At 62.4% G+C, this 22,060-nt stretch carries 23 protein-coding genes; 8 read left to right on the top strand and 15 right to left on the bottom strand.

Annotated elements, in window-relative coordinates:
- Positions 1–135: 135 nt before the first annotated feature.
- Complete coding sequence (tyrS, locus tag ACNFIC_RS10790; protein WP_138220323.1) at positions 136–1,335, bottom strand: tyrosine--tRNA ligase; 1,200 nt, start codon at positions 1,333–1,335, stop codon at positions 136–138.
- 213 nt (positions 1,336–1,548) lie between these two features.
- Here tyrS and ACNFIC_RS10785 point away from each other — a divergent pair, with 213 nt between their 5' ends.
- Positions 1,549–2,964: a peptidoglycan DD-metalloendopeptidase family protein gene (locus ACNFIC_RS10785; protein WP_138220325.1), complete on the top strand. Its 1,416-nt coding sequence runs from the start codon at positions 1,549–1,551 to the stop codon at positions 2,962–2,964.
- Between the two features lie 4 nt (positions 2,965–2,968).
- Positions 2,969–4,060 (top strand): anhydro-N-acetylmuramic acid kinase, encoded by a 1,092-nt coding sequence (locus tag ACNFIC_RS10780; RefSeq protein WP_138220326.1) that lies wholly within the window; start codon positions 2,969–2,971, stop codon positions 4,058–4,060.
- A gap of 61 nt (positions 4,061–4,121) precedes the next feature.
- Here the strand turns inward: ACNFIC_RS10780 and erpA are convergent, their stop codons facing one another.
- Together erpA and argC are read right to left on the bottom strand one after the other, a co-directional pair.
- Positions 4,122–4,472 (bottom strand): iron-sulfur cluster insertion protein ErpA, encoded by a 351-nt coding sequence (gene erpA / locus ACNFIC_RS10775; RefSeq protein WP_138220327.1) that lies wholly within the window; start codon positions 4,470–4,472, stop codon positions 4,122–4,124.
- A gap of 165 nt (positions 4,473–4,637) precedes the next feature.
- The gene (argC, locus tag ACNFIC_RS10770; protein WP_138220328.1) at positions 4,638–5,672 is read right to left on the bottom strand and encodes an N-acetyl-gamma-glutamyl-phosphate reductase; all 1,035 of its coding nucleotides are present in this window, start codon (positions 5,670–5,672) and stop codon (positions 4,638–4,640) included.
- Positions 5,673–5,812: 140 nt separating this feature from the next.
- Between argC and hemJ the strand changes: the two genes are divergently transcribed.
- The 5 genes from hemJ (at position 5,813) to ACNFIC_RS10745 (ending at position 9,375) form a co-directional block, all read left to right on the top strand.
- Complete coding sequence (gene hemJ / locus ACNFIC_RS10765) at positions 5,813–6,238, top strand: protoporphyrinogen oxidase HemJ (RefSeq protein ID WP_416780978.1); 426 nt, start codon at positions 5,813–5,815, stop codon at positions 6,236–6,238.
- Between the two features lie 197 nt (positions 6,239–6,435).
- Positions 6,436–7,212, top strand: a complete 777-nt coding sequence (locus ACNFIC_RS10760; protein WP_416780977.1) for an SDR family NAD(P)-dependent oxidoreductase — start codon at positions 6,436–6,438, stop codon at positions 7,210–7,212.
- 62 nt (positions 7,213–7,274) lie between these two features.
- Positions 7,275–7,613: a histidine triad nucleotide-binding protein gene (locus ACNFIC_RS10755; protein WP_138220331.1), complete on the top strand. Its 339-nt coding sequence runs from the start codon at positions 7,275–7,277 to the stop codon at positions 7,611–7,613.
- 66 nt (positions 7,614–7,679) lie between these two features.
- Positions 7,680–8,327, top strand: coding sequence for a 2-polyprenyl-3-methyl-6-methoxy-1,4-benzoquinone monooxygenase (coq7, locus tag ACNFIC_RS10750; RefSeq protein ID WP_138220332.1), 648 nt, complete (start codon positions 7,680–7,682; stop codon positions 8,325–8,327).
- 10 nt (positions 8,328–8,337) lie between these two features.
- A complete protein-coding gene (locus ACNFIC_RS10745) occupies positions 8,338–9,375 on the top strand; it encodes a DUF2157 domain-containing protein (RefSeq protein ID WP_416780976.1) in 1,038 nt (345 codons plus the stop codon).
- A 49-nt stretch (positions 9,376–9,424) separates the two neighbouring features.
- Here ACNFIC_RS10745 and ACNFIC_RS10740 read toward each other — a convergent pair whose 3' ends face one another.
- A complete protein-coding gene (locus tag ACNFIC_RS10740; protein ID WP_138220334.1) occupies positions 9,425–9,847 on the bottom strand; it encodes an OsmC family protein in 423 nt (140 codons plus the stop codon).
- Between the two features lie 188 nt (positions 9,848–10,035).
- Here ACNFIC_RS10740 and crp point away from each other — a divergent pair, with 188 nt between their 5' ends.
- The gene (crp, locus tag ACNFIC_RS10735) at positions 10,036–10,683 is read left to right on the top strand and encodes a cAMP-activated global transcriptional regulator CRP (protein WP_416780975.1); all 648 of its coding nucleotides are present in this window, start codon (positions 10,036–10,038) and stop codon (positions 10,681–10,683) included.
- Here crp and ACNFIC_RS10730 read toward each other — a convergent pair.
- The 11 genes from ACNFIC_RS10730 to ACNFIC_RS10680 all read right to left on the bottom strand — a co-directional run bounded on the left by ACNFIC_RS10730 (position 10,680) and on the right by ACNFIC_RS10680 (position 21,832).
- A complete protein-coding gene (locus ACNFIC_RS10730; RefSeq protein WP_138220336.1) occupies positions 10,680–11,384 on the bottom strand; it encodes a lipoate--protein ligase family protein in 705 nt (234 codons plus the stop codon). The two genes, crp and ACNFIC_RS10730, sit on opposite strands and share 4 nt — an antisense overlap.
- 104 nt (positions 11,385–11,488) lie before the next feature.
- On the bottom strand, positions 11,489–12,322 hold the full coding sequence (gene trpC, locus ACNFIC_RS10725) for an indole-3-glycerol phosphate synthase TrpC (RefSeq protein WP_138220337.1): 834 nt from the start codon (positions 12,320–12,322) through the stop codon (positions 11,489–11,491).
- Positions 12,319–13,368, bottom strand: coding sequence for an anthranilate phosphoribosyltransferase (trpD, locus tag ACNFIC_RS10720; RefSeq protein ID WP_138220338.1), 1,050 nt, complete (start codon positions 13,366–13,368; stop codon positions 12,319–12,321). The genes trpC and trpD overlap by 4 nt, the downstream gene beginning before the upstream one ends.
- Positions 13,369–13,377: 9 nt before the next feature.
- Entirely contained in the window at positions 13,378–13,971 is a 594-nt protein-coding gene (locus ACNFIC_RS10715) for an aminodeoxychorismate/anthranilate synthase component II (protein WP_138220339.1), read from the bottom strand.
- A 72-nt stretch (positions 13,972–14,043) separates the two neighbouring features.
- Positions 14,044–15,525: an anthranilate synthase component I gene (trpE, locus tag ACNFIC_RS10710; protein WP_138220340.1), complete on the bottom strand. Its 1,482-nt coding sequence runs from the start codon at positions 15,523–15,525 to the stop codon at positions 14,044–14,046.
- 70 nt (positions 15,526–15,595) lie between these two features.
- Complete coding sequence (locus ACNFIC_RS10705) at positions 15,596–16,414, bottom strand: phosphoglycolate phosphatase (RefSeq protein ID WP_138220341.1); 819 nt, start codon at positions 16,412–16,414, stop codon at positions 15,596–15,598.
- Entirely contained in the window at positions 16,411–17,085 is a 675-nt protein-coding gene (rpe, locus tag ACNFIC_RS10700) for a ribulose-phosphate 3-epimerase (protein WP_138220342.1), read from the bottom strand. The genes ACNFIC_RS10705 and rpe overlap by 4 nt, the downstream gene beginning before the upstream one ends.
- A 215-nt stretch (positions 17,086–17,300) precedes the next feature.
- Entirely contained in the window at positions 17,301–18,128 is an 828-nt protein-coding gene (locus ACNFIC_RS10695) for an ABC transporter permease (protein ID WP_138220343.1), read from the bottom strand.
- 11 nt (positions 18,129–18,139) lie between these two features.
- Positions 18,140–19,387 (bottom strand): ABC transporter permease, encoded by a 1,248-nt coding sequence (locus ACNFIC_RS10690; protein ID WP_138220344.1) that lies wholly within the window; start codon positions 19,385–19,387, stop codon positions 18,140–18,142.
- Positions 19,388–19,644: 257 nt separating this feature from the next.
- On the bottom strand, positions 19,645–20,679 hold the full coding sequence (locus ACNFIC_RS10685) for an ABC transporter substrate-binding protein (protein WP_138220345.1): 1,035 nt from the start codon (positions 20,677–20,679) through the stop codon (positions 19,645–19,647).
- A 40-nt stretch (positions 20,680–20,719) separates the two neighbouring features.
- On the bottom strand, positions 20,720–21,832 hold the full coding sequence (locus ACNFIC_RS10680; RefSeq protein WP_138220346.1) for an ABC transporter ATP-binding protein: 1,113 nt from the start codon (positions 21,830–21,832) through the stop codon (positions 20,720–20,722).
- Between the last annotated feature and the right edge of the window lie 228 nt (positions 21,833–22,060).

Here is a 22,060-nt window from a genome sequence, read left to right as displayed (position 1 = left end):
CTGGAAGTGGGGCGCATTATAAGGGGATCTGAAACCCCGTCAACCCTTATTTTCAAAAAACCTTAATATCGCCGAAAAACAAAGCGGGGAGGCCTGTCGGCCTCCCCGCTTCCTTATATAGAGAACGCTAAACCGTCACTCTGCTTTAAGGGTAACCCGCGCGAAGGACTTTTTGCCCGCCTGGCACACATGAGTGGCCCCCACGACAAACATGAAGTCACGCTCGACCACAGCACCATCAACCTTGACCGCACCACCGGCGAGCAAATCACGCGCCTGCGCCGAGTTTTTTACCAGGCCTGCCCGGTTCAACACGGCAGCAATCGGCAAGTCTTCAGCCGCAACAACCTCAACCTCCGGCAAATCCTCAGGCAGCTCGCCATCCTTCATGCGGTTACCCGCAGCACGATGGGCATTGGCTGCCGCCTCCTGACCATGGAAGCGCGCCACGATCTCTTCGGCTAGCTTGATCTTGATGTCACGCGGATTCGCGCCATTGGCTACATCAGCACGGAACTGCTCGATCTCCTCCATCGAACGGAAGCTCAGCAGCTCGAAGTAGCGCCACATCAGCGTGTCCGGAATCGACACCAACTTGCTGTACATCACACCAGGAGCTTCCTGGATACCGACATAATTGCCCAGCGACTTCGACATCTTCTTCACGCCATCGAGCCCTTCGAGCAACGGCATGGTGACGATGTTCTGCGCTTCTTGGCCGTAAGCACGCTGCAGCTCGCGCCCCATCAGCAGGTTGAACTTCTGATCGGTACCGCCGAGCTCGACATCCGCTTTCAGCGCCACGGAGTCATACCCCTGCACCAGCGGGTACAGGAACTCATGGATGGCGATTGGCTGATTGGTGGTGTAGCGCTTATCGAAGTCGTCGCGCTCGAGCATGCGCGCAACCGTATACTGCGAAGCCAGGCGAATGAAGTCGGCCGGAGATAGCGAGTCCATCCAGGTGGAGTTGAACGCGACCTCGGTCTTGGCCGGGTCGAGAATCTTGAACACCTGCTGTTTATAAGTCTCGGCGTTCTCCAACACCTGCTCGCGGGTCAGCGGCGGACGCGTGGCGCTTTTGCCGCTCGGATCACCGATCATGCCGGTGAAGTCACCGATCAAGAAGATAACCTGGTGACCCAGCTCCTGGAACTGGCGCAGCTTGTTGATCAGCACCGTATGCCCCAGGTGCAGGTCAGGCGCGGTAGGGTCGAAGCCCGCCTTGATGCGCAGTGGTTGGCCGCGCTTGAGCTTCTCCACCAGTTCAGACTCGACCAATACCTCTTCCGCACCGCGCTTGATAAGCGCCAGCTGCTCTTCAACCGACTTCATAGACAGACCCGCAAGGCTCAGATTCAAGGGGAGCCAACCATACAAGATCGGCCATCAAATACAAGTTTCGCAACGGAATGTGACCCGAACGGCGTGACGCAACGTCTACGCGCCCTTGCGTGAGATTGGATTTGGTTATATTTTATACAGTTATTTCATCTTCATCATGTCATTCATCTTTTCCATTTCACCTTTTTCAAAGTCACCTCACCTATGACCAACGAAACGCCTAAAGCGCCGCCGCTTTATCCGAAAAGCCATCTGTTGGCCGCCAGCGGAATCGCCGCGCTTCTCAGCCTGGCCTTGCTGGTGTTCCCTTCCAGCGAAGTGGAAGCCAAGAAAACCACCCTGAGCCTCGAACTGGAAAGCCCGGCCGACCAGCTCAAGGACGAATCTCGCACGGCACCCTTGGTGCAATCCGGCCAGGACAACGATTCCCCCTTCGCCCAGATCGAAGGCGATCCATCCGAGGCAGCCGGATCCGACAACCAGCCTACCGCCGTCGCCAAGCAGGACGACAAAGCCCCCGGCCACCGCGAGGTCGTCGTGGCCCGGGGTGATACGCTCTCGACCCTGTTCAATAAGGTCGGGCTGCCGGCCAACGTCGTTCACGACGTCCTGGCTAGTAACAAGCAAGCCAAGCAGTTCAGCCAGCTCAAGCATGGCCAGGTCCTTCAGTTCGAGCTGGACAAGGACGGCCAACTGGCCAGCCTGCACAGTAAAGTCAGCAACCTCGAAACCATCCGCCTGACCCGCACCGACAAAGGCTACAACTTCGACCGCGAAGTCAGTAAGCCGGTGGTGCGTACTGCATACGCACACGGCGTCATCAAGAGCTCGCTGTCGGCCTCCGCCCAGCGCGCTGGCCTGTCCCATAGCATGACCATGGAGATGGCACGCATCCTGGGCTACGACATCGACTTCGCCCAGGACATCCGCCCAGGCGATGAATTCGATGTGGTGTACGAGCAGAAGATCATGGACGGCAAGGTGGTCGGCACCGGCAGCATTCTCTCCGCACGCTTTACCAATCGCGGCAAGACTTACACCGCCGTGCGTTACACCAACAAGCAAGGCAACACCAATTACTACACCGCAGACGGCAACAGCCTGCGCAAGGCCTTCATCCGCACCCCGGTGGACTTTGCCCGCATCAGCTCGCGCTTCTCGGCTGGCCGCAAGCACCCGATCCTCAACAAGATCCGCGCCCATAAAGGCGTCGACTACGCCGCCCCACGCGGCACGCCCATCAAGGCAGCAGGCGATGGCCGAATCGAACTGGCCGGCCGTCGCGGTGGCTACGGTAATACCGTGATCATTGCCCACGGCAACTCATACAAGACCCTCTACGGCCACATGCAGGGCTTCGCCAAGGGCATCAAGACCGGCAGCATGGTCAAGCAGGGCCAGGTGATCGGCTATATCGGCACCACCGGCCTGTCTACCGGGCCACACCTGCACTACGAGTTCCAGGTCAATGGCGTGCATGTCGACCCCCTGAGCCAGAAGGTGCCGATGGCAGATCCAATCGCCAAGGCCGAGCGCGTACGCTTCAACCAGCAGAGCCAACCACTGATCGCACGCATGGATCAGGAAAAAGCCAGCCTGCTCGCCGCGAACAAGCGCTGACCCCATGGCGTACTACCTGGGGGTGATGTCCGGTACCAGCCTCGACGGCCTGGACATCGCCCTGATCGAACAACGCGAGCAGCCCCACCTGCTCGCCACCCACTACATCCCCATGCCCGCCGACCTGCGCCAGGACCTGCTCGCCCTGTGCGCCAGTGGCCCTGACGAGATCGCCCGCGCAGCCTTGGCCGAGAACCGCTGGGCCAGCCTTGCGGCGCAAGGTATCCATCACCTGTTGACAAACCACGGCCTCGCGGCAGACGCGGTGCGTGCCATCGGCAGCCATGGCCAGACCATTCGCCACGAACCGGCTCGCGGCTTCACGGTACAGATCGGCAACCCGGCCCTGCTGGCAGAGCTGACCGGGATTAGCGTGGTGGCTGATTTTCGCCGCCGCGACGTGGCTGCCGGCGGCCAGGGCGCCCCTTTGGTCCCGGCCTTCCACGAAGCGTTGTTCGGGCATCTAGGGCAACGCCTGGCGATCTTGAACGTGGGCGGTTTCAGCAACCTCAGCCTGATCGAACGCCATCGCCCGGTACACGGCTTCGACTGTGGGCCAGGCAACGTGCTGCTCGACGCCTGGATCGAGCGCAAGCGCGGCCAGGTATACGATGCCGACGGCGCCTGGGCGGCCAGCGGCTCGGTGCAAGCACCGCTGCTCAGCGCACTGCTGAGCGACCCATTCTTCGCAGGCTCAGGCCCCAAAAGCACAGGCCGTGAAGTGTTCAACCTGACCTGGCTGGACGCTCACCTCACCCGCCTGCCGTGCTACCGCGACGAAGATGTGCAAGCCACCCTGCTGGAACTGACCGCACGCAGCATCGTCGAGTCGTTGTGTCAGGCCCAGCGTGACACCGAAGCACTACTGGTATGCGGTGGCGGCGCGCGCAACGGTGCGCTGATGAATCGCCTTGGGCAGCTGCTACCAACTGCCAAGGTCGCCAGCACTGCCGCCCACGGCATTGATCCAGACTGGGTGGAAGCCATGGCCTTCGCGTGGCTGGCGCACTGCTGCCTTGAGGGGGTACCCGCCAACCGTCCGAGCGTGACTGCCGCCAAAGGCCTGCGCGTGCTGGGCGCCATCTACCCGGCGTAGTCAATCCACAGAATGCAAAACGCCGCGCAATAGCGCGGCGTTTTGCATTGCCCGACAGCGATCAGATCGAGAACGAAGAGCCGCACCCGCAGGTGGTGGTGGCGTTCGGGTTCTTGATCACGAAGCGCGAGCCTTCCAAGCCTTCCTGGTAGTCCACTTCGGCACCGGCCAAGTACTGGAAGCTCATCGGATCGACCACCAGCGCCACGCCTTCGCGCTCGACGATGGTGTCGTCTTCAGCGACGTCTTCATCGAAAGTGAAGCCGTACTGAAAGCCCGAGCAACCGCCGCCTGTCACGAATACACGCAGCTTCAGACGATCGTTACCCTCTTCGCTGACCAGGGTCTTCACCTTGTTTGCAGCGCCAGGTGTGAACTCCAAAGCCGTGGGGGTGAAGGTTTCGACGCTCATGTTGACTCTCCCGGCGCACTGCCGCCATAAAACTCGATGGGGCGTATTATCCGCTTGTCCGAGAAAATCGGTCAACAATATGAAAGCGGCAAGTGACCAGCTACAAGCTGCAAGCCAAACGCGTCATGCTTGCTTGCCGCTTGTAGCGTGCAGCGAGTCGCTGCTTCAGGGAAGAAGGCCGGCGTGGCTCAGCCCCATGCGTTCGTCCAGACCAAACAGGATGTTCAGGTTCTGTACTGCCTGGCCCGACGCGCCCTTGACCAGGTTGTCGATAACCGACAGCACCACCACCAAGTCACCGCCCTGTGGCCGGTGAACGGCGATACGGCAAACGTTGGCGCCACGCACGCTACGGGTTTCCGGGTGACTACCAGCTGGCATCACGTCGACGAACGGTTCATTGGCGTAGCGCTTCTCGAACAGCGCCTGTAGGTCGACCGAGGTATCGGCGACGGTGGCGTACAGCGTGGCGTGGATGCCACGGATCATCGGCGTGAGGTGCGGCACGAAAGTCAGGCCAACATCCTTGCCGGCAGCCTGGCGCAGGCCTTGGCTGATCTCCGGCAGATGGCGGTGGCCTTTGACCGCATAGGCCTTCATGCTTTCTCCCGCTTCACAGAACAGCGACCCCACCGCAGCGCCACGGCCTGCGCCGCTCACACCTGACTTGCAGTCGGCGATCAGGCGCGCGGGGTCGGCCAGCCCAGCCTCCAGCAGAGGCAGGAAGCCCAGTTGAGTCGCGGTCGGATAGCAACCCGGCACGGCGATCAGACGCGCCTGGCGAATTTTCTCGCGGTTCACTTCGGGCAAGCCATAGACTGCATCGGCCAGCAGCTCCGGCGCACCATGCGGCTGACCGTACCACTTGCCCCACTCCACCGCGTCCTGCAAGCGGAAGTCGGCAGACAAGTCGATAACCTTGGTACCGGCGGCCAGCAGCTCTCCGGCCAAGGCATGGGCGACACCGTGCGGAGTGGCAAAGAACACCACGTCACAGGCGCCCAGGGTCTTGCTGTCCGGCACGCTGAAGCACAGGCCGTCATAGTGGCCGCGCAGGTTCGGGTACATGTCGGCAACCGCCACGCCCGCTTCAGAACGCGAGGTGATGACCGCCACTTCGGCCTGTGGGTGCTGCGCCAACAGACGCAACAGTTCGACACCGGTGTAACCCGTGCCGCCGACGATACCGACCTTGATCATAACGCTTGCCCCTTATCAACGAGCCGACTGGAAAGCGCACGATAATAGGGGCGCGAGACGCCTGTAACAACTCTTCGCATGACCCTTCGGCGCCTGGCCACTACTATTCGGACGACCGTGAAAACCTGAAGGAACCGTTCATGCTTTATCTATGGATCAAGGCGCTGCACATCGTCAGCGTGGTGTGCTGGTTCGCCGGCCTCTTCTACTTGCCTCGCCTGTTCGTTTATCACGCCCAGAGCCAGGACAGCATCAGCCAGGAGCGCTTCATCACCATGGAGCGCAAGCTCTACCGCGGCATCATGAACCCGGCGATGATCGCCACCTACGTGTTCGGCGGCTGGATGCTCTACCTCAATCCCGGCTGGTTGAGCCAAGGCTGGCTGCACGCCAAGCTCACCCTGGTGCTGCTGCTGACCGGTTACCATCACATCTGCGGCGCCCAGCGCAAGCGCTTCGCCGCTGGCACCAATACCCGCAGCCACGTCTACTACCGCTGGTTCAACGAAGTACCGGTACTGCTGTTGCTGGGCATTGCGATTCTGGTGGTGGTCAAACCATTCTGACGTCGCCCGGCCACTCAGAGGCGTTACGCCATGCCCTTGCCTGCCGCGTTCAAGCAACGTCGCAGGCTGGGCTGTTCGAACGCCATGGCCTGGCGTACGAAACGCGCTGAATGACGCCAGCCCGCTTCGCTGTAACGCCTTGTAGCAAAACCGCCAGCCTGTACACTAAGCGCCCCTCTCGCAGCCTGGAGCCCTGCATGACCCGTTACGCCATGATCACTGGAGCTTCCAGCGGCCTGGGCCTGGCCCTGGCGGAAGCCCTGGCACGGCGCGGGCGCAACCTGATCCTGGTGGCACGCCAGCGGGAGACGCTGGAGCCAGTGGCCATCGAACTCACCCAGCGCTTTGGCGTTGAGGTGCTGTTGCGTGCCTGCGACCTCAGCCAGCCGCTACGTCTGTCAGGCTTCGTACTCGAACTCGAAGAGGGCGAGCGGCGCATCGACCTGCTGGTCAACTGCGCCGGTCAACGCACCTACGGCCCTTTCCTGGCCCACGAGTGGGCCGACGAGCAGGACCTGCTTGAGGTCAACGTCCTGGCAATGAGCCGGCTGTGCCACGCCATCGGCAACCTGATGGCCGTGCAAGGCGGTGGGCAAATCCTCAATGTCGCAGGCCTCGCGGGGGTCGCGCCAGGTCCGTGGATGGCAGCCTACGCCGCCAGCAAGGCATACGTGCTCAGCTTCAGCGAGGCCCTGCGCGAAGAGCTGCGACGCACTGGGATCAAGGTCTCGGTACTGTGCCCAGGACCGGTACGCTCCTCGCGCCGTCGCATCCCACGCCTGGACAACAGCAGCCCAAGCCCCGAAGAGATCGCGCTGTATACCGTGCGCGCGCTGGACAAGAACCAGACACTGATCCTGCCCGGTCGCCGCAACCGCTGGCTGGCCTTCGCGCCGCGCCTGTTGCCGCGCTGGCTCGCGCGCAAACTGGCGGGTGTAATCCACCGCCGCTACTGCCCGGTTGACGTGCAATAGCACTGGGCGAGCGGCACCCAGCTCAGTACACTCGGGGCCACACTCACCCTGGAGCACGTGCTGTGGACGATCTATTCCTGAAAATCATCAACCGGGAAATCCCGGCGGATATCCTCTACGAAGACGACCAGATCCTGGCCTTCAAGGATATCGCCCCAGCGGCGCCGGTTCATTTCCTGGTCATCCCCAAGAAGCACATCCCGACCCTCAACGACTTGACCGAAGCCGACAAGGCCCTGGCCGGCCACATCTTGTTCACCGCACAGCGCCTGGCCGTGGAACAGGGCTGCGAAGAAGGCTTCCGCGTGGTCATGAACTGCAACCCCAAGGGCGGCCAGACCGTCTACCACATCCATATGCACGTGCTTGGCCAACGCCAGATGAACTGGCCACCGGGCTGACCCAAGGCAAGCCCTCCCCTGGGCTTTGAGGTAGACTGTCGGGCATCACTTCAGCGGAGGTGCCCGATGGCTACCGAACGTCACTACTCGCCGCTCGACCGCTTGTTGCTGCAGGCCGATACCGCCATGCGCACCTTGCTGCCTTTCAGCGGCCAACCGTCTCGCCCGTCGCCGGCGATCATCCAGCCCGAAGCCGCGCTCGACGAACAGCAGACCCGCCATATTGCCGGCCTGATGCGCATCAACCATACCGGTGAAGTCTGTGCTCAGGCGCTGTACCAAGGTCAAGCCCTGACCGCCAAGTTGCCCCAGGTGCGCAAGGCCATGGAACACGCGGCCGAAGAAGAAATCGACCACCTCGCCTGGTGCGAGCAGCGCATTCGCCAACTCAACAGCCACCCCAGCGTACTCAACCCGCTGTTCTACGGCATGTCGTTCGGCATTGGCGCGCTCGCCGGCCTGGTCAGCGACAAGGTCAGCCTGGGCTTCGTCGCCGCCACTGAGCATCAGGTGTGCAAGCACCTGGACGAACACCTGGAGCAGATCCCCGAGAACGACAGCAAGTCGCGGGCAATTCTCGAACAGATGCGCGTGGACGAAGAACACCACGCCGAATCCGCCCTCGAAGCTGGCGGCTACCGCTTCCCCGCCCCAGTACGCTTCGGCATGAGCCTGCTGGCCAAGGTCATGACCAAGAGCACCTACCGTATCTGAGGCGCCCGGCATGCAACGCTTCGATGCCAAGGACCTGGCACGCGCGGTAAGCGCCGGTGTACTGCAACCGGGCCAAGACCGCGCACTACTGGAGTTCCTGGGCCAGCAACCGCAAGCAGGCGGCAGCTTCCAGCTTGCCCATGTGGCCTTTTACTTCGGTGCTCTGCTGATCATGGGCGCCATGGGCTGGCTGCTGACCCTGGCCTGGATGAGCATCGGCGATATCGCCTTGCTGGCCGTTGCCCTGCTCTACATCGTAGGCATAACCCTCTACGCCAAGTCCCTGCACCGGCGCCAGCAGCCGGTTGCCGCCGGTGTACTGGCCGCTGTGGCGGTAAGCATCGTTCCGCTGGCAGTGTTCGCCGTGCAACGCCTGGTCGGCTGGTGGCCGCAGGAAGATGCTCAAAACGATTATCACCGGTACTACACCTATGTGCAGGGCAGCTGGCTGCTCATGGAAGCTGCCACCGTGGTGGCCGGCTTGCTGATGCTGCGCCTGATCCCCTTCCCGTTCATCGTGATGCCCATTGCCGTGGCCCTGTGGTTCATGTCCATGGACCTCAGCGAATGGATCTACGGGGACCTGCTCAGTTGGACGCAGCGACGCACGGTATCGCTGTGGTTCGGCCTGGGCCTGCTGCTGGTGTTCATAGCCGTGGATGGCCGAACCGAACGCGACTATGCATTCTGGGGCTACGTCGCCGGACTGGCCGCCTTTTGGGGCGGGCTGACCCTGATAGACAGCGCCAGCCAATGGGACAAGTTGTTCTACTGCCTGATCAACCTGGGCCTGATGGCCTTGGCCGTGCTCTTGCGCCGACCGCTGTTCATGGTGTTCGGCGCCATGGGGGTAGCCGCCTACCTAGGGTATCTGTCCTACGAGGTATTCGCCGACTCCCTACTGTTCCCACTGCTAGTGACGCTGAGCGGGCTGGGAGTGATCGGGCTGGGGTTGCTGTACCAGAAACGACGTGAGCAGTTCAGCCAGTCAATGCGTAGGAAGTTGCCGCAATGGTTGCAGCAAGCCTTGCCGGCATTGCGCCATTAAGGCCGCCCTCACGTCAGCGCGGGGCGGGCCCGCGCTGACGGATGCTGTCTCAACTCAGCTCGACGATCTCGTAACCGTGGGTGATTTCAACCCCGGCGCGCTCGAGCATGATCGACGCCGAGCAGTACTTCTCGGCCGATAGCTCCACCGCCCGCTTCACCTGAGCCTCTTTCAAGGCGCGGCCTTTGACCACGAAATTCATGTGGATCTTGGTGAACACCTTGGGGTCTTCACTGGCGCGCTCAGCCTCCAGGAACGCTTCGCAGCTTTCCACCGCTTGGCGGGACTTCTTCAGGATGCTGACCACGTCGAAGCTGCTGCAGCCACCCAGGCCGAGCAGGAGCATTTCCATCGGACGCACGCCAAGGTTGCGGCCCCCGGCTTCGGGCGGCCCATCCATGACCACCACGTGGCCGCTCCCCGACTCGCCGAGGAACATCGCTTCACCGGCCCACTGGATGCGTGCCTTCATCTATCTGGACTCCAAATTTCGTAAAAGGGTGTCAGCTTAGACCTTGCGAGGCCGTCGGAAAAGCTCAAGAGGATGCGCTTTTATGCCGATACCGTGGGAACTGTCTGATAAGCTGGCGCCAAACGACTGGCACATGTCGCCAGACAGCCTCAATCAAGCCCATGCGTGGCATCGAACAGGATTTCGTGATGGTGTCCCCAGTCCTTCTCCCCGCCAAGATCAAGAACATCGACAAGCTCTTGGCCCACTGCCAACGCCGTCGCTATGCCGCCAAACACAACATCATCTGCGCCGGCGACCGGGCGCAGACGTTGTCGTTCATCCTCAAGGGCTCGGTAACCATCCTGATCGAAGACGACGAAGGCCATGAAATGATCATCGCCTACCTCAACAGCGGCGACTTCTTCGGCGAACTGGCCCTGTTCGAGCCGGCAGGCCAGGACAATCAGCGCAGCGCCTGGGTGCGTGCCAAAACCGAATGCGAAGTGGCCGAGATCAGCTACGACAAGTTCCGCGAACTCAGCCGCCAGGACCCAGACATCCTATACGCCCTGGGCAGCCAGATGGCCCAGCGCCTGCGCAATACTACCCGCAAGGTAGGCGACCTGGCCTTTTTCGATGTGACCGGGCGTGTCGCTCGCTGCCTGCTCGACCTGTGCAAGCAGCCGGATGCCATGACCCACCCTGACGGCATGCAGATCAAGATCACCCGCCAAGAGATCGGGCGCATCGTCGGTTGTTCACGCGAGATGGTCGGCCGCGTCCTCAAGGACCTCGAAGAACGCAGCCTGGTGCACGTCAAGGGCAAGACCATGGTGGTCTACGGTACCCGTTAATCGCTCGGCAGAGCCGCGATCACCTGTGCATACGCCTGCGACAGGCGCTCGAACCAAGGTACCTCAGGGGCCACTTCATGCAGCGCGATATGGCTGTCGGCCCGGCAGCGTTGCTCCAGCCCACAGCACACGTTGAAATGATTAACCGCTGCCACCATTGACTCGCGTTCGTTGTCCAACAGCAGCGCGCCATGCACCAACACGACCGGACGCTTGCCCCCCAGACCTTGGCGCCAGCGCTGGGCCGTGCCGACCAGCTTGCGGCCATTGAGGTTGACGTTGTAGCGACCATCGCAGAAGGCGCCGTCGATTTCCCCCACCGACGCCACCCCGCCCCACTCGCGCAGCACGTCGCACAAAGGTAGGCACAGCCGCTCGTAGGCATTCTCGATACGCCCGTGATCGCCCTCGCTGCGCGGTGCGACATACACCAGCGCCACGTTCACCGTCGAATGCGATTGTGGCACCGGCTCACCGCCAGTTTCGCGCAACAGCACCGGCCAACCGGCGATGGCCAGTTCCGCGCAAGCGGCCTCGAAGTTCTCCAACCGGCTCATGCGCCGGGGCATGACCAGCGCATGGTCGGTGGGCCGCCAGAACAACACGCCGGCTTCGCGCTCGCCGCGACACACGGCAGCCAGCAGTTCCTGTTCGGCATGCAGGCCCTGTTCGACGGTCAGGGACAGGGGTTGATCGGTCATTGATCCACCTTTGATGTAATGCTTGACGGCCCGTTCGCGGGCAAGCCCGCTCCCACAGAGGCCGCGCAGACATGAAAAAGCCGGCAACGCCGGCTTCGGTTCGATCAGTCCAGTGCCTGAACAGTCTTCTTCACCTGTTCAGGAAAGAACAACCGCTGCAACTCCAGGCCCGGTTGCTCGGCACGCATGAACGCCTCGCCGACCAGGAACGAGTAGACCTCGTTGATTTCCATCAGCTCGACGTCGGCACGGTTGAGGATGCCACTCTCCGTAATCGCCAACCGATCGCGAGGGATGCGCGGCAGCAGGTCGAGGGTGGTTTCCAAACTGACGTCGAACGTGTGCAGGTTGCGGTTGTTGACACCGACCAACGGCGTATCGAGGGTCTTGAGCGCACGCTCCAGCTCGTCGCCGTCGTGTACTTCCACCAGCACGTCGAGGCCGACGTCCTTGGCAGTAGCGGCCAGTTCGGCCATTTTCACGTCATCCAGCGCCGAGACGATCAGCAACACACAGTCGGCGCCCAAGGCACGGGCCTCGACGATTTGGTAGGGGTCGACCATAAAGTCCTTGCGGATCACCGGCAACGAGACCGCACTGCGAGCCTGCTGCAAGTACTCGTCGGCACCCTGGAAGTAGTCGACATCGGTGAGCACCGACAGGCACGTGGCACCGCCTTTCTCGTAGCTGACCGCGATCTCGGCCGGCACGAAGTTCTCACGGATCACGCCCTTGCTCGGCGAGGCCTTCTTGATTTCAGCGATCACCGCCGGTTTCTTGCGCTTGGCCTGCTCGATCAGCGCGTTGGCAAAACCACGCGGGGCGTCGGCGGCCTTGGCCAGACCCTCGAGTTCGGCGAGGCTGACACGCGCGCTTCGCTCGGCCACTTCCTGGAACTTGCGGGCAATGATCCTTTCCAGCACCGTCGGGACACTCATGCTTCGTTCTCCACCTTGAATACCGCAGTAAAGGCGCCAAGCTCCTGCAGTTTTTCCCAGGCGAGCCCGGTGTGCAGCACATCATGGGCCAGTTCTACACCCTGGGCCAGGGTCATGGCATGGTCAGCAGCATAAAGCGCCGCGCCGGCATTGAGCACGATCATTTCGGCGGCCTTCTGACCATTCTCGGTCTTGCGCCGGCCCAAGGCATCGCGGATCAACTCCAGCGAAGCCTGTGGACCTTCCACCGCCAGGCCATGCAGGCTCTGGCTCTTCATACCGAGGTCTTCGGGCTCGACCCAGTATTCAGTGATCTGGTCATTCTTCAGCTCGGCGACGAAGGTCGGCGCCGCCAGGCTGAATTCGTCCAGGCCATCCTTGGAATGCACCACCAGCACATGCTTGCTGCCCAGGCGTTGCAGCACCTCGGCCAACGGACGGCACAGAGCCTGGGTGAAAACGCCGACGACCTGGTGTTTCACGCCTGCCGGATTCGTAAGCGGGCCGAGCATGTTGAACAAGGTACGCAAGCTCAGGTCGCGACGGGGGCCTGCGGCATGCTTCATGGCACTGTGGTGGGTCTGGGCGAACATGAAACCGATTCCCAGGCTGTCGATGCAGCGAGCCACTTGCACCGGAGTCAGGTTCAGGTAGATACCGGCCGCTTCCAACAGATCGGCGCTGCCACTCTTGCCCGACACCGCGCGGTTGCCATGCTTGGCCACGGTGCAGCCCGCAGCGGCCAGCACGAAGGACGAGGCGGTGGAGACGTTGAAGATGTTGGCGCCATCACCACCAGTGCCGACGATGTCGACCACACCATCCAGGCTCTTGAGTTCGACCTTGTCAGCCAGCTCACGCATCACCGACACCGCACCGACAATCTCATCGATGCTCTCGCTCTTCATGCGCATGCCCATGAGGAAAGCGCCGATCTGCGCTTCGCTGCATTGGCCGGTCATGATCTGGCGCATCACATCGCGCATTTCCTCGGTGGTCAGGTCCAAGTGGCCGACGATACGGCTTAACGCAGTTTTGATATCCATGATCATTCCTTAACGGCGGCCGCCGGTCTGCTTGAGGAAATTGGCGAACAGCTCGTGGCCCTGCTCGGTAAGGATGGACTCGGGGTGGAACTGCACCCCTTCGATGTTCAGGGTCTTGTGACGCAGGCCCATGATCTCGTCGACCGAGCCATCGGCATGCGCGGTCCAGGCGGTCACTTCCAGGCAGTCTGGAAGGGTGTCGCGCTTGACCACCAGCGAGTGGTAGCGGGTCACGGTCAGCGGATTGTTCAGGCCTTCGAACACGCCCAGGTCGCGATGCACGACCGGACTGGTCTTGCCGTGCATCACCTGGCGGGCTCGCACCACATCACCGCCGAAAGCCTGGCCGATGGACTGATGCCCCAGGCACACGCCAAGAATCGGCAGCTTGCCGGCAAAGTGCAGAATCGCCTCGATGGACACACCGGCTTCGCTGGGTGTGCAAGGGCCAGGGGAGACCACGATGCGCTCGGGGTTGAGAGCTTCGATCTGGGCGATGGTCATCTCGTCGTTGCGGATGACCTTGACCTCTGCACCCAGCTCGCCGAGGTACTGCACGACGTTGTAGGTGAAGGAATCGTAGTTGTCGATCATCAGTAGCATGTGGAACGAACCTCTTGAATACGGGGGACTCCGGGGGCGTCTTGGCTCCCGGGCTCATTGACCACAGCCTGATCAGCCCTTGGACGTCTGCTCGGCAAGGGCCACCGCGCGGAACATCGCACGGCGCTTGTTGATGGTTTCTTCCCACTCCAGTGCCGGCACCGAGTCGGCAACGATGCCACCGCCCGCCTGCACATGCAGCTCGCCGTCCTTGATCACGGCGGTGCGAATGGCAATGGCCGTATCCATGTTGCCGTTCCAGGCGAAGTACCCAACGGCCCCGCCGTAGACACCACGCTTTACCGGTTCCAGTTCATCGATGATTTCCATCGCGCGGATCTTCGGCGCCCCCGACAGGGTCCCGGCCGGCAGGATCGCCCGCAAAGCGTCCATCGCGGTCAGCCCTTCGCGTAGCTGGCCGGTAACGTTGGAGACGATGTGCATCACGTTGGAATAGCGTTCGATCACCATCTTCTCAGTCAGGCGTACGCTGCCGGTAGCCGAGACCCGGCCAACGTCGTTGCGGCCCAGGTCGATCAGCATCAGGTGCTCGGCGATTTCCTTGTCATCGGACAGCAGGTCGTCTTCCAAGGCGCGGTCGGCCTCTTCGCTGGCTCCGCGTGGACGGGTACCGGCAATGGGGCGCACGGTGACCAGATTGTCCTCGACCCGCACCAGCACTTCCGGCGAGCTGCCGACCACGTGGAAGTCACCGAAGTTGAAGAAGTACATGTAAGGCGTCGGATTGAAGCAGCGCAAGGCGCGGTACAGGTCGATGGGCGCCGCCGAGAAGTCGATGGACATACGCTGCGACGGCACGACCTGCATGCAGTCGCCGGCCAGGATGTATTCCTTGATGCGCCCGACGGCGTTTTCGTAATCCTCGCGGGTGTAGCTGGAGCGGAACGCAGGCTCAGCCGCTGGCGGGCCGCCGAGGTCCAGGCCGCGACGTGGGGTGATCGGCTGGCGCAGTTTCTCCAGCAGCCCCTGCAACTGCGCCTGCCCCTGCTCGAAGGCCTGCGCGTCGCTCGGGTCGACCAGCACGATGGCGTGCATCTTGCCGGCCAGGTTGTCGAACACCACCACCGCATCAGACACCATCAGCAGGATGTCAGGCACCCCCAGCGGATCCGGGTTGGGGCTCGCGCCCAGGCGCTTTTCCACATACCGCACGCAGTCATAGCCGAAGTAGCCGACCAGGCCACCGTTGAAACGCGGCAGCCCCGGAATATCGGCGACCTTGTAGCGATCCTTGAACGCCTCGACGAAAGCCAGCGGATCCTCGACCTCGAGGCTTTCCACCTCGACGCCGTCTTGCAGAATGCTGACGTGGTAACCGTGCACCCGCAGCACGGTGCGCGACGGTAGGCCGATCATCGAATAACGGCCCCACTTCTCGCCGCCCTGCACGGATTCAAGCAGGTACGAGTTGGGCTGGTCGGCAAGCTTGAGGTAGATCGACAACGGCGTGTCGAAGTCGGCCAGGGTTTCACAGGCCAGGGGAATGCGGTTATAGCCGGCAGCGGCCAGGCGCAGGAATTCTTCGCGGGTCATGGGTAGCCTCGTGGCAAGCAGCAATGGGGTCGGGCAAGCGGACGGTCCGGCAGGCGCCGGCGAGCAAAAGTCAGGCGCGCCAGCGCCAACGGGCCAGAGCCTTGATGACTTTCATCCAGAATTTGCCGGTAACCACCACGTCGTTGTCTCTGCTGTGCGGGGCTTGAAGGTCCGCCAACGTTATCCCAGTGTCGGTGACTAAGCAACCAGGCAGCAGCAGGCGCAGGTCACTGAGCACGAGGTTAGGATCTTCTTCATCGATCGGACGGCCATGGTTATAGCCATAGCTCAGGCCAACGCACTGCACCCCGGCAGCCTTGGCCGCCAGCACATCGCTGCGCGAGTCGCCAACAAACAGCGCCTGCGAGGGCAAAACGCCTGCCATCTTCATCACGAACAGCAGCGCGGCTGGGTCGGGCTTTTTCTGTGGAAGGGTGTCGCCGCCGATGATCCAGCGGAAGTAACGGCCGATTTTCATCTGGTCGAGCAATGGCGCCACGAAGCGCTCGGGCTTGTTGGTGATCAACGCCATCTCCACGCCCTGCTTGCTCAGCCAGCGCAGGGTGTCGCGTACACCTGGGTAGACCACCGTCAGCTCATGGCTTTCGGCGTAGGCCTCCATGAACAGCGCCAGCGCGTGTTCCGCCAGCGCGTCATCCACCGCTTCGTGCTCGATGCCGCCAGCCAGCGCCCGGCGCACAAGCACCTGGGCGCCATTACCGACCCATTGGCGCACGGCTTCGAGCCCGGCAGGCGGGCGCCCGAGTTCGAGCAGCATGCGGTCGACAGCAGCAGCCAGGTCGGGAACAGAGTCGATCAACGTGCCATCCAGATCGAACATCACCAACTTGGGCAGCGTCCCCGGGAACAGCTGCTCGAAGCCGCTCATGGGCGTGCCAGGGCCAATTCGGCACGCATCTTGTCGATCACCTGCTTGTAGTCCGGGGCGTTGAAGATCGCCGAGCCGGCCACGAAGGTATCGGCACCGGCGGCAGCGATCTCGCGGATGTTGTTGACGTTGACCCCGCCGTCGATTTCCAGACGGATGTCACGGCCGCTGGCATCGATCAGCGCGCGGGCTTCGCGCAGCTTGTCGAGGGTGCCAGGGATGAATTTCTGGCCGCCAAAGCCTGGGTTGACGCTCATCAACAGCACCATGTCGATCTTGTCCATCACATACTTCAGTGCGTCCAGGCTGGTGGCCGGGTTGAACACTAGGCCGGCCTTGCAGCCGCCGTCCTTGATCAGTTGCAGCGAGCGGTCGATGTGCTGCGACGCTTCCGGGTGGAAGGTGATGTAGGTGGCGCCGGCTTCGATGAAGTCGCCGATGATGCGGTCGACCGGGCTGACCATCAGGTGCACGTCGATCGCGGCGGTCACGCCGTACTTGCGCAGCGCGCTGCAAACCATCGGGCCGATGGTCAGGTTGGGCACGTAATGGTTGTCCATGACATCGAAGTGGACGATGTCGGCCCCGGCGGCCAGAACCTTGTCGACGTCCTCGCCCAGGCGAGCGAAATCGGCGGAGAGAATGGAGGGGGCAATAGCGTAGGGCTGCATGGCGCACCTGTTGGCAGAATCACGGTGGCGCGCATTGTAACTCAGGGAAGCGGATCGGGGCTGATTGGTATCAAGGCTGTGCGGCAGCGCCCAGAATCTTTATGTTCGACCGGTGTTTGCCTCTTCGCGGGCAAGCCCGCTCCCACAGGTACAGCGCTCGCAGATCCTGTGGGAGCGGGCTTGCCCGCGAAGAGGCCAGCGTAGACAACCGAAGATCAGGCGGGCTGCTGGGTGCGCAGTTTCTCGCTGCGCCCACGCAGCCACTCCAGGGTCAGCAGCAGCACCACCGAGAATGCGATCAGCAAGGTAGCCGCCGCCGCGATGGTCGGGCTCAGGTTCTCGCGGATACCACTGAACATCTGGCGTGGCAGCGTGGCTTGCTCGGGGCCGGCGAGGAACAGGGTCACGACCACTTCATCGAACGACGTGGCGAAGGCGAACAGCGCCCCGGAGATCACCCCAGGCGCAATCAACGGCAGGGTCACCCGACGGAAGGTCAGCAACGGCGACGCGCCCAGGCTGGCGGCAGCGCGCACCAGATTGTGGTTGAAACCCTGCAAGGTGGCCGACACCGTGATGATGACAAATGGCACACCAAGCACCGCATGCACCAGGATCAGCGACAGGAAGCTATTGCCCAGCCCCAGCGGAGCGAAGAACAGGTAGCTGGCCACGCCAATGATCACCACCGGCACCACCATGGGCGAAATCACCAGCGCCATCACCAGCGACTTGCCGGGGAAATCGCCCCGGGTCAGGCCAATCGAGGCCAAGGTGCCAAACACCATGGCCAGCACCGTGGCCGCCGGGGCGACGATGATGCTGTTCTTCAGCGCTCGCATCCACTCGGCCGAGGCGAAGAAATCGTGGTACCACTGCAACGAGAAGCCTTGCAGCGGGTATACCAGGAAACTCCCGCTGTTGAAGGAGAGCGGCACGATCACCAGCACCGGCAGCACCAGGAACAGCAGGATCAGGCCGCAGAGGATGCGCAGGGTGTAGAACCACACCCGTTCTACGGGCGACATGTAGGGGCTCAGCATGACAAGGCTCCTCAGCTCAGGCGCAGGCGGCTGGCGCCGACCAGCCAGCTATAGATCAGGTACAACAGCACGGTCGCCAGCAGCAACAGCCCGCCCAGTGCGGTGGCCATGCCCCAGTTGATGCTGGTATTGGTGTAGAAGGCAACGAAGTAGCTGACCATCTGGTCGTTCGGGCTGCCCAGCAGTGCTGGGGTGATGTAGTAGCCGATGGCCAGGATGAACACCAGCAGGCAGCCGGCGCCCACGCCTGCGTATGTCTGCGGGAAGTACACCCGCCAGAAGCTCGCGAACGGGTGGCAGCCCAGGGAGATCGCCGCACGCATGTAGCTGGGCGAGATCCCCTTCATCACGCTGTACAGCGGCAGGATCATGAATGGCAGCAGGATGTGCACCATCGAGATGTACACCCCGGTGCGGTTGAACACCAACTCCAGAGGCTGATCGATGATGCCCATCGCCAGCAGTGCGCTGTTGATCAGCCCGCCAGACTGCAACAGCACGATCCACGCCGCCACCCGCACCAGGATCGAGGTCCAGAACGGCAACAGCACCAGGATCATCAGCAGGTTGCTCTGCCGGGTCGGCAGGTTGGCGAGCAGGTACGCCAGGGGGTAGGCCAGCACCAGGCAGATCACGGTAATCACCACCCCCATCCACAAGGTACGGGCGAAGATGTCAAGGTAGATGGCCTGGTCGGGCGTGGTCTTGGCCAGCTCACCGAGATCGTCGATGCGGTGATCGACGGCCGCCAACAGGTAGAACGGCGTGACGCTGCTGGTGTTGCGGCGAATCGCCTGCCAGTAGGCCGGATCGCCCCAACGCTCATCGAGGGTCTGCAAGGCATCTTTATAAGAAGCGGGCTGCTCTTTGAATGGCAGTGCCCGCGCGGTCTTGGCCAGCAGGCTGCGATAGCCGGCCAGCTCCATGTTCAGGCGCTTGGACAGGTCGCCCAGGGTCTGGTTCTTGCGCGATTCGGCCAGGTCCTCGCTCAAGGCCTTGTAGACCTCCTCGCCAGGCAGGCTCTTGCCATCCCACTGTGTCACCGCCTCGACAGTGCGCGGCAGGCCGGCGACCACCTCGGGGTTGCCGACGCTCTTGTACAGCAGCGCCGCGATCGGCACCAGGAACACCAGCAACAGGAACAGCGCCAACGGCGCGATCAACGCCTGGGCCTTCCAGCGGTTGACCCGCTCGGCATGCTTGAGGCGCTGCTTGAGGCTTTTACCTGCGCCGTCGTTGAGGGGCACTGCGATAGCCATGGCGTACTCCGGGAAAACAGGGGTGGGGCGGTCGCCGGCAAGCCGGCTTTCGTGGAACAGATCACAACGCTTAGATACAACTCGGACGTGTAGGAGCGGCCTTGTGCCGCGATAGGGCCGCATGGCGGCCCCGGGGATCTTGCATGAAGCCGAAATCCTGGGGCCGCTGCGCGCCCCGAACGCGGCACAAGGCCGCTCCTACATGACACGCGACCAACCCGCGCTGGCGTGCCAGCGCATGGTCCGCCGCAAACCGCTTACTTCTTCGCCGCCCAGGCGTTGAAGCGTTGCTCCAGCTGTTCGCTGTTATCGGACCAGAAGGCCACGTCGATCTGCACCTGGTTGGCGATGTTTTCAGGCGTGGTCGGCATGTCCTTCTTCACAGCATCGGACAGCAGCGAGATAGCCTTGGAGTTGGCCGGGCCGTAGGCGATGTTCTCGGAGTAGATCTTCTGCTGCTCGGGCTGCACGGTGTAGGCGATGAACTTCTTCGCCTCATCGGCATTCTTCGCGCCTTTCGGGATGGCCCAGGCGTCGAAGTCGTAGATGCCACCGTTCCACACCACCTTGAGGTTGCTCTCTTTCTGCACTGCGGCGATGCGGCCGTTGTAGGCCGAGCTCATGACCACGTCACCCGAGGCCAGGTACTGCGGCGGCTGGGCGCCGGCTTCCCACCACTGGATGTTCGGCTTGAGTTCGTCGAGCTTCTTGAAGGCGCGATCCACACCTTTCTTGGTACTCAGCACCTGGTACACATCCTTCGGCGCCACGCCGTCGGCCATCAGGGCGAATTCCAGGGTGTACTTGGCGCCCTTGCGCAGGCCGCGCTTGCCTGGGAATTTCTTGGTGTCCCAGAAATCAGCCCAGCTGGTAGGCGCGGTCTTGAGCTTGTCGGCGTTGTAGGCCAGCACCGTGGACCACACGAAGAAGCCCACGCCGCACGGCTGGATGGCGCCCTTGACGTAGTCGCCCGGGTTGCCGAACTGGGCCGGGTCTAGCTCTTCGAACATGCCCTCGTCACAGCCGCGCGCCAGCTCTGGCGATTCGACTTCCACCAGGTTCCAGGACACGCTGTTGGTGTCGACCATGGCCTTGACCTTGGCCATTTCACCGTTGTACTCACCGGCCACGATCTTGCCTTTGCCGGCCTTCTCCCATGGCTCGTAGAACGCCTTGACCTGGGCTGCCTTGTTGGCACCACCGAACGACACCACGGTGAGGTCTGCTGCCAGGGTCTGGCCTGCGGCGAAGATGCCGAGGGCCAGGGCGGTCAGTTTCAACTGCTTGCGCATTATTATTCTCTCCACAGTACAGGGTTGGTGAAGCAATCGATCAATGGGCTTCGGCAATCGGATCGAGCGCGCGGGCGTGCTCCACCTCCCAGCCCAGCGGTACCACATCGCCCACGGCCAGGGCCGGGTCGAGCTCGGCGATCGGCTGTTTCACGAAGAAATCAGCCTTGCCGCAGACTTCCAGGCGCACCCGCACGTGGTCGCCCAGGTAAATGAATTCGGCCACCCGGCCCGAGAAACGATTGACGCAATTTTCGCTGTGCCCGTTCAGGCGTACCCGCTCAGGGCGAATCGACAGGGTCACCGCCTCGCCGGCCTGACCGACGTTCACCGCCAGCGCCTCGACCCGCTCGCCACGCGCCAGTTGCACCTGGCAACGCTTGCCGTCGCTGGCCAGCAGGGTGCCATTGAGGCGGTTGTTCTCACCGATGAAGTTGGCGACGAAGGTGTTGCAGGGCTCTTCGTAGAGGGTGCGCGGATCGGCGATCTGCTGGATCTGGCCTTGGTGGAACACCGCCACCCGGTCGGACATGGTCAGCGCCTCACCCTGATCGTGGGTCACGTACACCACGGTCACCCCGAGGCGCTGGTGGATGTGCTTGATCTCCATCTGCATGTGTTCGCGCAGTTGCTTGTCGAGCGCACCGAGCGGCTCGTCCATCAGCACCAGTTGCGGCTCGAACACCAGTGCCCGCGCCAGCGCCACGCGCTGTTGCTGGCCACCGGAGAGCTGGCCGGGGTAGCGCTTGGCGAAGCTGTCGAGCTGGACCATGTTGAGCACGCGCTTGACCCGCTCGCTGATGTCGGTCTTGCTCAGGTTACGCACGGTCAAGGGAAAGGCGAGGTTCTCGGCAACGGTCATGTGCGGGAACAACGCATAGTTCTGGAACACCATGCCGATGTCGCGCTTGTGCGGCGGCACGTTGTTGATCGAGCGCCCAGCCAGCTGGATTTCGCCGGCGGTGGGGGTTTCGAAGCCGGCCAGCATCATCAGGCTGGTGGTCTTGCCCGAGCCGGAGGGGCCGAGCAGGGTGAGAAACTCGCCCTTGCGAATGTCCAGGTTGAGGTCTTTGACGATCAGCGATTCGCCGTCGTAGCTCTTCTGCACACCACGGAAGCTGACCAGCGTCTCGTTCGAATTCGCCTCGCTCATGCCCTGCACCTTCTTGTTGGAATGACTGCGTAGGCAACAGCGTAGAAGAGTGGCAAGGGAACGGAAATCGGCGGTACTGAGAGAATGCCATCATCCGGTTGGAAGAGTCGCTGTAGGGCAATCCCTATACGAGTGGCGTTTTCAGAACGGACGCCGATTCCTGTGGGAGCGGGCTTGCCCGCGAATAGGCCGGTGCAGCCACCGAGATCAGCAGGTCAGGCCCTTTCG

This window comes from Pseudomonas sp. NY15463 (genome assembly GCF_048068415.1).
GTDB classification, from domain to species: Bacteria; Pseudomonadota; Gammaproteobacteria; order Pseudomonadales; family Pseudomonadaceae; genus Aquipseudomonas; species Aquipseudomonas mosselii_C.
The sequence above is the reverse complement of the archived record's forward strand: the minus strand, read 5'-3'. Positions and strand labels throughout refer to the sequence as shown.